The 13,079-nt window shown below is 49.7% G+C and carries 21 protein-coding genes; 5 read left to right on the plus strand and 16 right to left on the minus strand.

The annotated features are described in order from the left end of the window. Window positions 1-41: 41 nt before the first annotated feature. Window positions 42-545 (minus strand): serine protease inhibitor ecotin, encoded by a 504-nt coding sequence (gene eco / locus HV157_RS22090; protein WP_040018015.1) that lies wholly within the window; start codon window positions 543-545, stop codon window positions 42-44. 209 nt (window positions 546-754) lie between these two features. Here eco and HV157_RS22095 point away from each other — a divergent pair, with 209 nt between their 5' ends. From HV157_RS22095 to HV157_RS26330, 4 genes are all read left to right on the plus strand, one after another. Continuing rightward, window positions 755-1,015: a DUF2534 family protein gene (locus HV157_RS22095; protein WP_010433451.1), complete on the plus strand. Its 261-nt coding sequence runs from the start codon at window positions 755-757 to the stop codon at window positions 1,013-1,015. Window positions 1,016-1,150: 135 nt separating this feature from the next. After that, window positions 1,151-2,338: an MFS transporter gene (locus tag HV157_RS22100; RefSeq protein WP_182268943.1), complete on the plus strand. Its 1,188-nt coding sequence runs from the start codon at window positions 1,151-1,153 to the stop codon at window positions 2,336-2,338. Window positions 2,339-2,961: 623 nt separating this feature from the next. After that, on the plus strand, window positions 2,962-3,921 hold the full coding sequence (locus HV157_RS22105; protein WP_182268944.1) for a hypothetical protein: 960 nt from the start codon (window positions 2,962-2,964) through the stop codon (window positions 3,919-3,921). Window positions 3,922-4,039: 118 nt separating this feature from the next. Beyond that, window positions 4,040-4,390 (plus strand): hypothetical protein, encoded by a 351-nt coding sequence (locus HV157_RS26330; RefSeq protein WP_233100318.1) that lies wholly within the window; start codon window positions 4,040-4,042, stop codon window positions 4,388-4,390. Window positions 4,391-4,694: 304 nt separating this feature from the next. Here HV157_RS26330 and HV157_RS22115 read toward each other — a convergent pair whose 3' ends face one another. From HV157_RS22115 to HV157_RS22185, 15 genes are all read right to left on the minus strand, one after another. After that, entirely contained in the window at window positions 4,695-5,021 is a 327-nt protein-coding gene (locus HV157_RS22115; protein ID WP_025203613.1) for an NIPSNAP family protein, read from the minus strand. 124 nt (window positions 5,022-5,145) lie between these two features. Further along, a complete protein-coding gene (locus HV157_RS22120; protein WP_014170944.1) occupies window positions 5,146-5,385 on the minus strand; it encodes a DinI family protein in 240 nt (79 codons plus the stop codon). A gap of 367 nt (window positions 5,386-5,752) precedes the next feature. Further along, window positions 5,753-6,940, minus strand: a complete 1,188-nt coding sequence (locus tag HV157_RS22125) for a phage integrase Arm DNA-binding domain-containing protein (protein WP_182378540.1) — start codon at window positions 6,938-6,940, stop codon at window positions 5,753-5,755. Between the two features lie 2 nt (window positions 6,941-6,942). Further along, complete coding sequence (locus HV157_RS22130) at window positions 6,943-7,152, minus strand: hypothetical protein (RefSeq protein WP_001515618.1); 210 nt, start codon at window positions 7,150-7,152, stop codon at window positions 6,943-6,945. A gap of 44 nt (window positions 7,153-7,196) precedes the next feature. Further along, a complete protein-coding gene (locus HV157_RS22135; protein WP_047363398.1) occupies window positions 7,197-7,769 on the minus strand; it encodes a 3'-5' exonuclease in 573 nt (190 codons plus the stop codon). Then, window positions 7,750-7,971 carry a hypothetical protein gene (locus tag HV157_RS22140; protein ID WP_047363402.1) on the minus strand — a complete coding sequence of 74 codons (222 nt, stop codon included), beginning with the start codon at window positions 7,969-7,971 and terminating at the stop codon, window positions 7,750-7,752. The genes HV157_RS22135 and HV157_RS22140 overlap by 20 nt, the downstream gene beginning before the upstream one ends. Further along, the gene (locus tag HV157_RS26100) at window positions 7,971-8,444 is read right to left on the minus strand and encodes a hypothetical protein (protein ID WP_220471103.1); all 474 of its coding nucleotides are present in this window, start codon (window positions 8,442-8,444) and stop codon (window positions 7,971-7,973) included. The genes HV157_RS22140 and HV157_RS26100 overlap by 1 nt, the downstream gene beginning before the upstream one ends. Next, a complete protein-coding gene (locus tag HV157_RS22150) occupies window positions 8,441-8,653 on the minus strand; it encodes a hypothetical protein (protein WP_047363404.1) in 213 nt (70 codons plus the stop codon). Before HV157_RS22150 ends, HV157_RS26100 begins: the two co-directional genes overlap by 4 nt. A 6-nt stretch (window positions 8,654-8,659) precedes the next feature. Next, window positions 8,660-8,881, minus strand: coding sequence for a TraR/DksA family transcriptional regulator (locus HV157_RS22155; protein ID WP_016247402.1), 222 nt, complete (start codon window positions 8,879-8,881; stop codon window positions 8,660-8,662). Continuing rightward, on the minus strand, window positions 8,878-9,381 hold the full coding sequence (locus HV157_RS22160; protein WP_182378542.1) for a hypothetical protein: 504 nt from the start codon (window positions 9,379-9,381) through the stop codon (window positions 8,878-8,880). Before HV157_RS22160 ends, HV157_RS22155 begins: the two co-directional genes overlap by 4 nt. After that, window positions 9,378-9,575 (minus strand): hypothetical protein, encoded by a 198-nt coding sequence (locus HV157_RS22165; RefSeq protein WP_016247400.1) that lies wholly within the window; start codon window positions 9,573-9,575, stop codon window positions 9,378-9,380. The genes HV157_RS22160 and HV157_RS22165 overlap by 4 nt, the downstream gene beginning before the upstream one ends. Then, a complete protein-coding gene (locus HV157_RS22170; RefSeq protein ID WP_182378544.1) occupies window positions 9,563-10,102 on the minus strand; it encodes an HD family hydrolase in 540 nt (179 codons plus the stop codon). Before HV157_RS22170 ends, HV157_RS22165 begins: the two co-directional genes overlap by 13 nt. Before the next feature lie 135 nt (window positions 10,103-10,237). Further along, window positions 10,238-11,068 carry a DUF2303 family protein gene (locus tag HV157_RS22175; protein ID WP_032623253.1) on the minus strand — a complete coding sequence of 277 codons (831 nt, stop codon included), beginning with the start codon at window positions 11,066-11,068 and terminating at the stop codon, window positions 10,238-10,240. Between the two features lie 53 nt (window positions 11,069-11,121). Beyond that, window positions 11,122-11,493 (minus strand): hypothetical protein, encoded by a 372-nt coding sequence (locus HV157_RS22180; RefSeq protein ID WP_023294084.1) that lies wholly within the window; start codon window positions 11,491-11,493, stop codon window positions 11,122-11,124. 628 nt (window positions 11,494-12,121) lie between these two features. After that, a complete protein-coding gene (locus HV157_RS22185; RefSeq protein ID WP_001515607.1) occupies window positions 12,122-12,748 on the minus strand; it encodes a LexA family transcriptional regulator in 627 nt (208 codons plus the stop codon). 99 nt (window positions 12,749-12,847) lie between these two features. On the opposite strand from HV157_RS22185, the gene HV157_RS22190 reads away from it, so the two are divergent. Then, window positions 12,848-13,063 (plus strand): Cro/CI family transcriptional regulator, encoded by a 216-nt coding sequence (locus tag HV157_RS22190; RefSeq protein ID WP_001515606.1) that lies wholly within the window; start codon window positions 12,848-12,850, stop codon window positions 13,061-13,063. Window positions 13,064-13,079: the final 16 nt, after the last annotated feature.

Consider the following 13,079-nt stretch of genomic DNA (forward strand, 5'->3'; position numbering starts at 1 on the left):
TATCATGGCCGGGTCAGGCGTAATCGCCACCCGGCTTATCCTTAACGGACTTCTGCGGTGCCCGTCTCTTCTTCCGCCTTCCACACGCGATATTTCACTTCCACGTTTGCAGGCGTATAAACGACGATTGGCAGCTTGCTGTTATAGCGCAGCAGACTGTTGTCACCCAGATACGCGGTAACAAATTTCTTCTCTTTCTTGCCATCCGGGCAGGCCATCATGGTCGAAACCGGAGACGTCACTTTATCAAAGACGTAATAGTCGTAGCCCCAACCTTCCAGGGTTTTGCTTTCCAGCTGACCGCCCAGACGGTGCTGGTTGCAGTCCACTTCCAGCGTCTGGCCAATTAACAGTTCCACTTTGAAATTCGCTTCATCCTGCTGAGCGGGTAACTGAATGACCTGACGTTTCATCCCTTTTTCCGCTTGCGGATAAGGCGCTACTTTTTCCAGAGGCTGCGCTTTAGGGGTGTCGCTGGCGAAAGCGCTGGTGCTAACGCATGCGGCGGCAATCAGGGCAATGGCAAATTGAGGTGCTTTTTTCACAGTCATTCCTTTATGTCAAACTATCAGGCACAGGTTAACATAATGTTCGTGAATGGTTAGTGTAATTTACTTACATTTTCAATATTGGCAGCGTATAAAACTATATTCATGCGCAATGAATGGTTGTTTGTACTGCATTGGAGTCTGGCGGCAGATCGTGTTATTTTAAGCGCCACATAATGTTATTCATCTGTGAAGGGAAGAGAGAGATGGTACGTGCAAAACTGAAAACACCTGAAGGCCGCAAGTTCCTGTTGGCGCTACTGGTTGTGTTTATGATTGCTGCCGCGTGCGTTGGGCGGGCAACCATTGTTGGCGTTATTGAACAGTACAACATTCCTCTCTCTGCCTGGACGACCAGCATGTATGTCCTGCAATCAGCGATGATCTTTGTTTATAGCCTGGTGTTCACCGTGCTGCTTGCCATTCCGCTGGGCATTTTCTTCCTGGGTGGGCGTGATAAACACTAAACGCCTTTCCTGCGATAAAAAAGCCAGCCTGAGCGCTGGCTTTTTTATTGGCTCGTTGTTCTTCCTCAGGTTTTTAATCCGTCGTATCCTATTCTGTAAGCAGTCAGGCCACTGTTTTCAGAGCAGGAGTCACAGATGCTTTCCAGATTTACGGTACTCAGCCGGATCCCTCGTGGGGTCTGGGTAGTGGGTGGCGTCAGTATGTTGATGGACATCTCGTCAGAGAGTATCCACAGCCTGCTTCCACTGTTTATGGTGACTACGCTTGGAACGAGCGTGTTGGTTATCGGCCTGATTGAAGGGCTCGCGGAGGCTACCGCTCTCTTTATCAAAGTCTTTTCGGGGGCGATTAGCGACTATCTTGGCAAGCGTAAAGGGCTGGCGCTACTCGGGTATGGCCTCGGTGCGCTGAGCAAACCCTTTTTCGCCCTCGCATCCTCTTCGGGGATGGTTTTAGGCGCGCGCCTGATGGATCGTGCGGGGAAGGGGATCCGCGGTGCTCCACGGGATGCACTGGTCGCAGATATCACCCCGCCGGAACTGCGCGGGGCGGCATATGGCCTGCGTCAGTCTATGGATACCACCGGCGCATTTCTGGGGCCACTACTGGCCGTGGGGTTAATGCTGCTGCTACACAATGATTTTCGCGCGGTTTTCTGGATAGCCCTGATCCCCGGCTTTCTTTCGGTTGCGCTGCTGTATTTCGGCCTGAAGGAGCCGAAAACCCCTGTCGAACATAAACGCACTAATCCCATCAAAAGAGAGAATTTAACGCGGCTGGGAAAATCGTGCTGGTGGGTCATTGGCCTGGGGGCGGTATTCACACTGGCACGTTTTAGCGAGGCTTTTCTTGTCCTCCGTGCGCAACAGTCTGGCGTTCCCCTGGCCTTGATCCCGCTGGTGATGGTGGTGATGAACGTGATCTATTCTTTCTCGGCCTATCCGTTTGGCAAACTCTCTGATGGCATGAGCCATACCCGGCTTCTGCAGTGGGGGCTAGTCGTATTGATTGCCGCTGATATCGTTCTGGCCCTGAGTACCCACTGGACCGGTATTATTGTCGGCGTTGCGCTCTGGGGCATGCATATGGGGATGACTCAGGGGCTGTTGGCCGCGATGGTGGCCAAAACAGCGCCTGCGGATTTGCGCGGTACGGCGTTTGGTCTTTTCAGTATGGTCAGCGGGGTCGGGTTACTGATGGCCAGCGTGGGTGCCGGCGCTATCTGGGAACTGTGGGGCGCAGAATATACCTTTTATGCCGGCGCGGTGATTTGTTTGCTGACGCTGCTTTATCTGCGTAAAACGCCTGCCGAAGTGCGGTAAGAATACGGTCATTAAAATGCTTTTCTTTTTTTAGTCGTACGAATCAGGGCTGGACAGCATTCATGTTGATTCAACCAGCCCTGTCATCAATTGCAATAAATTCCTGCCTCTGTAATTAGACCCCCGCTATACCGCCATGTTATTCAATTATCACACCTCTTATCGCGTGAAATCCGGGCATGTATTCCTTTCTGCATTGCTGACGGTGTCTGGCTTGGGGCCACACCAGCTATGCAGGGACAGGGCGCTTTATCCAGAGGAGGGATGCTTTCGTTACGTCAATGCACGCGCACTGAAACATTATTTCACTTTTTTTTATGCAGGATAATGAACCGGAAAAATTCACCGTCTAAGTGTTATTCACTAAAAAAATGATTGGTTGCGATAACAATAGAGATGTTTTGAAGCGAATTAACAGGGAAATATAGTGGCTGAGTTGATTGTTATTTCTACGATTTGAATTAGGGATATTGATAAATATCAAATGTGTAATCGTTTACAGTCGTTATTATGCGCGGTTTGAAGTGCTTGTTTCGTTTGTTGAAAAAAGTCCCCGACATGTGCCGGGGTAGTTAATTGTTGTTTCTGTTTTCCCTTAACATAAATTAAAGGTAATTATTGTAATGAACCGCCATTCTATCATTTCTTTATCCGTAATAATTGCGCTTTCATGCGGAAGTGTGAACGCCTTCGCTTCTAATTTCATGACCATGGATGAAAAAGCCACTGCTATTCAGTCGATTCGCAATGAAGCCAATCAGGCCATGGAGGATAAGCAGGCTGCATTAAAGGCTTACAATGCCGACCGTTCACCTGAAAATATGGCCCGTTTAGGGGACATCGAAAACAGCTTACGCACTGCAGGCGATCGTATTAATGCAGTACAGGCAACTGAAATGGCTCCCGATGCGCCGCGACCTGTAACACAAAGAGCGCCGCAACTCCTGCAGCAGAAAACGCCACACATTACGGGCACGACTTACCGGAACGCTGTGATTTCAATGCAGCAAGTCACAACAGGGCCAGCCTTACCTGCTGGAACTGCCGTTAACCCCCCTGACGCCACCAAAACGTCTACAGTGGCTGCGCCACAAATCACAGGCACAACTTACCGCGCCGCAGTGGTGTCTATGCAGCAAGCGACAACAGGACCAGCCTTACCCGCTGGCACGGCGGTTACTGCGCCCTCGCTTACTCATACTCCAGCCACCACGAAAGCACCTGATAACGTTACAAGTGTTGCCATAACAAAAGACACGGGCTCGATTAACGTTGCTGTGTCCAGTATGAAGCCGGGGACGCCTGTGAATATCACGGTTAACGGTGTCACCACTACCACCACCGCAGGGGAGATCGCCAAAGTCGATCCGAATGTGCAAATCGCAGTTCCGCATGTAGACGCGTTGATCGTCTCTCAGCGTCAGGGAAGCGATCATAGCCGTAATAACTCACGACATGAGCATGGAACGGGAAACGGCAGCAACAATGCAGCCAACAGCAACAGCGCCCACGGCTTAGGCGGTGGCAATCATATTGGTGGTGGTAGCGCGCAGTCTGGCTCCAGAAACGTGGGTCACTGGTGATAGTCAATCTCTTGATGGGGTGGTTTTTGGGGGTTGTCAGTGGCTGGTGTATGGCTGGAATAGTGGCAAACCTGAAAGAAATCAGGCGACAACATGTCGAATTTGGGAAGTATTTTAAGTGAAACCCTTAAAAAAAGCGTTACTGATGAACAAGGCTCAGTGGATATTAATCATTCTGGCAGCGGTGACTACAACAGCATGTAGCATTGCTTCCCAACCCGAAACGGATGCATTAAGCACCCGGCCTTTCATGGGGGGAAATGGTAAACGTGTTGCGGCAATGTCAGATTTTCAAATCTGCGAGGCGTTGGGCTATGCACAGGCCCACCACGAAACGAAAGTTTACAACACGCTTTCCGCATTGTTGGAGCAACGCCAACATGCGGGCACGCTCAGGATCGCTCAGGGTGATTGCACCGCAGCAGCGTTAAACGTCATCAATGAGGAAAAGGCCAAAGTGAAACAGTAGCGCATCAGGGGGCCTAAACGGGCCCCTTTTTTCCAGTGAGTGACATGACACCCATTTCTCTTTGCAGAAATAAAAAAACAACCCGGAAGGGTCGGTTTTCAAGAATATGTTGGTCGGAAAAACGCTTCTTGGGGATGTCCTCATGTGGCTTATGAAGACATTACAAACATCGCGGTGTGTTAATCAATGGGGATCAGGGCAGGGTTAGATATGTATCAGCTCAGACTTGTTTTGGCAGTTTCAATACACCGAACCAAACCTAATAAGGCAGTAAACGCTCAATCGCGACGTAACAGATTTGGACTTACACTCGTAGCCCATCCACACTTACTCGTGGCAGATCAATTACTGTCTTAATGCTTGTTTCGATGCAGTCAATGATGGACTCACGAGGCCCGCAGCGCCAGTCTGCGCTCGCGTAGAAAGAATTAAGCACTGTATTCATATTTTCAATACTTTCAAAGGCTCGAATGAGATAGTAGCAATCAAGATCGTGCAGAGAGTGACCAAACGACACCACATCGATGCCGTGGCGTTGATGTAGGGGAACGCTAATTTCTGCCATGACGTTATGAAAAAATGCTCCGGTGCCTTTGTGTAAATTGTATTGCAGTATCTCGACTGTTTTCATCATCACTGCTCCAGACGTTGGTGTATCGCACTAAGTCGATTGTCCAATGTTATTGTGTTACACAAAGGAAAATTATCAGCTAAAGTCCGCGCCAGTACATTCGATATGAGGGCTTCAAAGAAATTTATTCATTTGTAAGCCACATATCAGACTCTTCAAACATATCCTCCAGCATGCGGTTCAACTTTTCACGATCGCTTTTACTGGCATCGCTATTGAGTCCGTTAGCCTGCATAGGCTTAACCTTCACTTCAGCATCAGGGAAGATGTTATGCACTCGCTTCGTAAGCTCGGCCAATATAATTTCTCTGGCTCCATCCAGACCCTGAACATTTCGCTTATCGTAAACCAATTCAACAAACATAAAACCTCCGTAATAACTTCAAGTGGGGGAGGTATTTTTACTGTAAAAATATACAGCGTCAAGCGTGGCGGAGTGTTTTAAGGGGGGTTGTCGACCGTTGGTGCTGAAACTACAGGTAATGATTCCCATCAGAAATGATGCAATAAAAAAACCAGCCATAGGTGGCTGGTTTTAAAGAGTATTTTTGGTCGGCACGAGAGGATTTGAACCTCCGACCCCCGACACCCCATGTCACTGCGTTAAAGCCGCTGCAACCCTTGTAAATACTGGTGCTACGGCATGTTTGACTGTATATGCAAACAGTGCATTTTTTGCAAAATCCGCACTATATACATCAATGAGTTACGTGTAGGTTTTTCCCCATACATCACCCGGCTTTAAAGACAATTTCAGCATGAGGAACTTCTACCCATTCAACATGGTTCTGGGTATAAATTTTTGTCGATTTTGCATCACTATGGGCCATCCTTGCCTGCGGATCGATACCTTGTCTTTCGAAAATATGAGCCGCCAGCGCTCTAATCTCGTGGAAAGTTGGTCTTTCTTTGATAGGTAATTCTGCCGCTACACCTATCCGGTCCCGCAGCTCTGAAAATGCCCTGCTCAAATAATCAGGGGCCACCTGTGTTGGGTGGTTAACTTCCTTGCTTATCGGATTGCTTCTCTTTTCCAGAAGCCGGTGAACAACATAAGGACTGGCCACATTGTCTCTGCTGTTGTCGATGATCTCTTTCAGGGCCCTGCCGATCGGAATTGCAACGTGTGAGGCCTCTTTGTGCTGCACTTTTTGCCGATGAATGTAAAGCGTTCCGAATATGCCAGCCTCTTCCTGATCTAACCATACACAGCCGCAAACCCCTTCTTGAGGTTCCTTGATCGAGTACCGGATTCGGGAAACTTCCAGGCGCGCTTGCGTAGTTTGTATTGCAAGGTCCATTGCAGTCTTCAGCCAAGGTTCAGCAGCTGCATGTATGGCCAGGAACTGTTCCAAAGTAAGTCGCCGGCGGACCTTTTTATCGACACGCCGCATTTTTTTCCGTGTTGCAGGGTTATCCATCATTAGCGATTCATCAACAGCATAAGAGAATAGCTTTTTCAGGAAGCTAACTTTTCGGTTCTGAACATTGGCCGAAGATTCAGAATGGTAATTTCGTATGTAGGCATTTACGTGCTCAAGCTCAATGTCGCATGCGGGTATGTTATTAAAAAATTCTTTAACCCTGATGGCATCATTATTCCAATCGTCAAGTGTGCTTTTAGAAGGCTGCTCATCTTTGATCGCTCTCTCCATAATGCGATCAACATGTTCAGAAAACGGGTGGGCTTCACCATTCACCCCTCCAGATTCCCGAATTAATGAATCTATCGATGGTGTATTTTCAGGGCGCATCCTCAGGTTATACTCTCGGGCGATGGCGATAGCCATTACTCGATCCGAACCGAGAGTTTTCTTTTTCCCAGTTATAAGCGTGAACTTATACACGCCACGATCTTTATCAAAAAAAAGATAATCAGGAAGGTGGCGGTATTCTTTTTTTCGTGGCCTTGCTGCCATGGTCAACCCTCAATTATTAACTGACGTACCGCCTGATTAACAATTGAGTCAACTCCCCACTTTTCGGTTTCATAGACAAAAACTGAACCATCTACAATCCTTCCCATGAGTAATCCGTTTTCGACCCAACGTTTAATTGTACGGTTGTCAGGAATGGAGTCTTTGGTAAATTCGCGCTTACTCCAGAGACTCGCTTTCATTAGCTTTGCCATGGTTTCCTTCTCCATAAAGCCCGGCTGCACCCGGGCTGAGTGGTTTACTCGTTGGTGCTGGTGGCAGGGATAAGTTTCTGCCAAATTGCTGACACATATTTTGCCTGATGGCGCGCATCAGCCAGGGCGTTGTGAACATCGCCAATGAAAGGCATGTCACGTTTCGGATCGAAACCAACACTGCGACCGAGGGTAACGATCGTGCGTACATCGTGATCGTTCCAAAATTCCCACGGGCAAATGCGCCCGGCGCGTTCGTAAGCTCCGCGCAGAATCACATTGTCAAAGGTGGCCCCGTTACCCCAGACCTTCATGTATTTGAGATTATATGCATGCCGGTGAATGAAATGGCTAAGTTCCGACAGTGCATCAGTGATAGGCATCGCGTCATCAACACAAATAGCTGAGCGTGCTTCCGGGCTTTGTTTTAGCCACCAAAGAATTGTATCTCCATCCGGTACCGCACCTTGAGCCATTGCGCTTTCAAGCGAGACGGCCGTGTAAAATTCTTGACCAAGTTCACCTGTTTGGGGGTTAAAAAAGACGGCACCAATTGAGACGATCGGCGCGTTTGGCTTTTTCCCCATTGATTCGAGGTCAATCATTAAGTCGTTCAACTGCTTTCTCCATTGCTAATTCTGCGATTAAAGCCGAGGGGACAACCACCGGCATTGGTACTCTGACGATCTGTGCTCGTACTCTATCGATTTCCCCTGCCAGCTCCAGCAGGCGGGAGCGGCAATCCTCTGCCTCTTCACGCCACCAGGCTACGTCGGCTTTAAGGCGGCGCAAGCGCCGCTGTTTGAGTTTACTGGGCATTAGGCCTCCGGTTTGGGCGCTGCTGCAATCATGGCTGCCCAGCACAGCTTCGCCCGGTGCGCTGCCTGCTGACATCCGCTCATGGTGTCGTATGCTTCCCAGACCTCCGCATCGCTAAAGCTCTCATCTGGCTCTGACTCGAAGCCATTGACGATCATGTCTTCTGTCGGCTCAATCGGCACCGCCACCCACCCCTCTGGCAACTTGTAAGCCGTCGTTACAGGTTCGGCACCCTGAAGCATGGCGGCGGCGCGTTCTGCGTCATACAGCCATGCATCAATCGGATTAAGCGAGTTTTCGATTGGTGTCCCGCCTGACTGGTACATCAGAGCCTTTGCACGTAAAAACAGCTCTTTCACCACTTCCAGATCAGCCACACGCTTCTCTGCTTCGTCAGCCTTCACAACGGGAACATGGCCGTAACCGGGGTCCGTGCTACCGAACTCCGCCGGATGGATGTAATAAGTTTTCATGCTTCATCACCTGCTATCGGCTTAATGCTGCTCAGAATCAAACGGCGTGATGTCATCGGTGCACCGCTGCGGCGGCCATCTTCTTTCCGGTAAGTTTCAGTGCGGCCAACACACCAGGTCGTTGGAGTCTCGCGCAACTGCACGGTTTTCTCGCCATCTTTGGTGATGATGGTTCCGGTATGGGTTTTTATTTTCTGGTTTATTGCCATTGTCGATTACCCCTTACGCTGCTTAATCATGAGCTCTAAAACTTCCTGGCAACTGGCGCACGTTTTGCAGCCAGGCATTGCAACCCGGCGCGCCTCAGGAATGTCCTCTTCGCATTCAGAACAGTGCTCTGCAGAGACTGCATTCTGATCTATACGGTGTTTTTGTATAGCCAGCTGCAGGCGGTGCTCTACCAGCTCGTTTGCCTGATCGATGATGTCTGAACTCATACGGCACGCTCCTGGCGAAGTAACGCATCGTGCAGCGCCATAGCACCCGCTTCACGGAGTGCAGCATCTTCATAACTGATGCCGTTCGAATCCATGATGCAGTCCCTATCAAGGCACTCCGAACAATCGTTAAGGGCAGATTTGATAGCGTGGGCACGCACTTCATCCAGTACAGCGTCGGTCACATTGCCTGAATGGTCTGGGTCGGTGAACTCGATAAGGACTTCATTTCCTCTCTGAAGAAGTTCTTCATCAGATGTATAGGGGAGTTCATCAGCAGTATTAAGGTGCCCATGATTATACCCAGCTGAATAAACCTGCCCGGCAGCCCATCGCACCGCCTGAACTTCCGCAGCCAGCGCATCTACCTGCTTCTCAGCGTTTGACAGTTGAAGCAGGAGTTCTTCAACTAACGTCACACGCATCACTACCTTCTGGCAGTCGTTGCGTTTAGCTCTGGCGATGGTGCCGCGCAGAGTCGCGTATTTGTTGATGGTCATTGGACGGACTCCTGACGAAGATGGTTAATTTCGGCGTCAAGGCTCATTCGCTGGTCCATCGATTCCGTCAAGGCGGCAAATGTCACGTCCAGGCGAGTGGCTACCTCACGCATTAGAGAGGCTTCTGCTGGTGGCAGTTTCCCCGCCGCAGCATGCGCTGCGGCTACCAGTTCTTTTATCTTCATGCGAGGCATGCGCGTGATTCCGTAAGCTCATTGAAACGGTTAATGAACAAGCCATATGCCTGGCCTGGGCGAAGAGGAACGATCTGGATAATGTCGCTGGCCGGAATACCTTCGAGGCGAGGCCAGAGTGAGCCGTCGTCGATATCCAGATCGCGGCGTTCCGTGGCAAGCATCACCAGATCGGCGTATTTCACTACCGCTGACATATCAGGGGTGATGCTGAATTTGGCCCGGATCAGCTGTTCTACCCGCTCTTCAATGCGACGGTAATCTGGAAGCAATGCTTTCAGGGGGGCAGGGATGTCCTGGCAATAGGCTTCAGCTGCGTCATGCATCAGAGCTTCAAAGGCAAACTCTGGCGGCACAATTTGGCTGCACAGTACCGAGTGCTGGGCCACGCTGTAAAATTCCGGCAGATGACCACTGAAGCGGCAGATGTGGGAAAGTGCGGTCGCAATATCCTCGATCTCTACGTCGTCAGTGGTTGAATTGAGGTAATCGAATTTCTTACCTGAAAGTGTCTGGATATAACTCATCGTATTTTCTTCTCCATATTTGGCAGCTGCACCTGCGCCAGTTTTGGGTTGTACGAATCCCTCGCCATTGGCGATTAATAAAGGGAATTACGCTTCAATAAATCCCCGCGGCGCCGGGGATTTAATGCAGAGAAATTACGCTTTAAAGTTACCGATAAAGGTTTCAACCGGCTTGTCGGTGAACTTCTCGATCAGCAGGTCCCGGAACTCGTTGGCGATAGCTTCTTCCTGGGCTTCCAGTTGAACGATGCGGAGTACAAACACCGGTTCCCCGCTTTTAAGCAGGCTGTTACGCAGGCTAAAGCGGCGTTCGCCCAGGCCTTCATATGGCACGCATTTGAACTCGAAGGCGACAGGCATCACGTCTTTACTGCTGGCTTCAACGCTCTGCATCAGGGACTTTCTGCCGCCAAAATCTTCGTCTTCATGAGCTGCTTCCGAGACTTGTTTGATATTGACGCGACGAACGGCACCAGCTGCCTGCGCGATGGACAACACATTCCCGTCGGCATCAAATGCGCTCAGGAAGTCGGCCCAGTCCTCCAGCCATTCAGCAATTTCCTTCTGGCCCAGTCGATCGCCATTTACCTGAAGTAGGGCTCGGAATGGCGCTGTCTTTTTGAGGGTGATTGAGGCGACGTTATCAGCATGGCCAGGGTTAGCCAGCGTACCGATATTGAACACGGAGCGTGCGGTCATGTTGTCAGCATCGATAAAGCATCGCGCTGGTTCAACTTCGTTGGCATAGCCAGCTGCATAACGCACAAAGTCAGGAATGCTGGTTGTGGTCATGGCACCGCGGAAACGAAAACGCTCCAGATCGAAACGCTCAAGGCTCTCTACGTTTACGCCATCAGGGAGGAGGGCAGTAGGGCATGCTGTTTCTTTAACTGCAGTGAGGTGATAACCGGAAAGAACAAGGTCTTTCACCTGTTGCAGGGCGTTGCCGTCTAAAATCTGGGACATAAAATTTCCTTAATATGTGATCAAATGGGTGTCAGTGATTTGTCTGCTGCGGATCACTGTGCCGCTTTAAGCTTTCCGTCAACGCCGCCGTTGATCCCGAACAGCTGCCCCTGATCTTCCTGCAGTATGGTCAGCTTGCCGCCTTTATTAACCCACATTGGTGTTTCGGTGGTGTCTTCTTCGGAGGCTTTACCGCGCGGGGTGGGGGTGACGTAGTTCAGCTTGTGCTTGATCTTGACGCGCTTCTCTTCGACGGAGTTACCCATACGCTCAATATCAAAGGTGAGGACTACTTTGCCTTTGGTACCGTTGTTCAGAACGCCAAGCGCGGTAGTGTTTAAAGCTGCCGCGATCTTGTTCATGAACACGCCGGCATCCAGTTCGCCCAGGAAATCGGGCACTACGGTCATGCGGTCACTACTCATGGTTTAACCCTCTCTGTGGCGGCTGCCACCGCCAGTGGAACTTCTCCATACACAACAGAAAAGGGCACCTGCGCTTCGGCTATGGTTAGGAGGTCCATTTCCATAGCGCCCGGGTGGATTGGGGAATGAGCCCGTCGCCCGGTGATGCCCTTGTCTCTTGTGTAAAAAAGGTGCCCACCGATGTGATGGGCAAAGACTACACACAGCAATGATGTTGTTGTGGCGGTGGTGCCTCCACCTGCCGGACCGGCCAGAACCGGCGACGCTACACCACAAGAAACGTATTCATTTCAAAAGTTGAAATAAAAACTTGTTGGCCTCGTCACGTGCGCAGAGCCGCATTACCACAACTGGAAGCGCACTCTTTCGGTAACAAACCTGCCCCCGCAGTGAAAGAGAGAAGGAGTGCGCTTTCACGTTGTGCCCTTAAAAAGCTGGCTGTCACCCTCAGGGTGAAAGTGAGCAGCCAGAACAGGGATCACTTCTTATTGCTTTGGCCTGCTTTTAGCCACATCAGGCGCGGTGGTTTGGTGTCGACAGAAAAAAATCTAACTTAACTTAGTTTGTTGGTCAAGTGAAAACATCAAACTAAACTTAGCTTGATGCTTAGGGGAAGAGCGGGAAGGGATTAGAGTTCGTACTGAACGCCTTTAACTACGCCAATAATGAGGCAGTTACCATTGATCGGGATGTTGGGGTAGCGAGGATTTAGTGGGACTAAAAATTTTTGAGGGCCATCAATGACCAGTTTTTTAACAGTCGCCTCGTTAGTGCCATCAATACGCGCAACAACAATCTTGCCATGAAGGGGTTCGGCATCTGGATCAACAATAACGGTAGCCCCTTCAGGGATTGTTGGGAGGCCATTTGGATTGGTCATTGAATCCCCTTTGACCTCTAAAGCGAACGAGCTGTCCCCAATGCGTAGTGATGTTTCAACCCATTTATCGACATCACTGAATAAATCAGCGGCCTTACATTCCGTAAACTGCCCAGCTTGAACCCAGGAAATCACGGGCACACGCCTCATTTTAGTTATGAGGGTACCTTCAAATTCAGTACCGTAAAGAATGTAATCTATTGATGTATTGAAGAATTTAGCCAGCTTAACCAGCGATTCTCCGTTTGGGATATTCACATCCTTTTCCCAATAACCCACCGCTACGTCACTAACCCCGCAGAACTTACCCAGTTCTTTTTGAGAGGTTTTTGTAACCCTGCGTAGGGCTTTAATGCGCTGACCAACCGTTTCCATGAAAGCACCAAATTTAAAAAAGACTAAGTAATCTTAGTTTTTATTGACCAAAGTTAGATTGGTTATTAATATCTAACCAAACTTAGCTAAGGAGGCTTCATGACAACCGACGAGATTGAACAACATTTCGGCAGCACTGAGAAAGTTGCCGAATTTTTTGGCATCACCAGTGAGGCTGTTTACCAGTGGCGTAATCGCCCCGGACGCTTAATCCCTAAAGGACGAGCTGCTGAAGCTGCGTATCGAACTGCTGGTGAACTGGAATTCAACCCAGAACGTTATGGCAAGAATACATCGCCTAACGATCAGAAATAACCACAGAAGGGAGGAC

The sequence above is a fragment of the Enterobacter sp. RHBSTW-00318 genome (assembly GCF_014101375.1).
Taxonomy (GTDB): domain Bacteria; phylum Pseudomonadota; class Gammaproteobacteria; order Enterobacterales; family Enterobacteriaceae; genus Enterobacter; species Enterobacter ludwigii.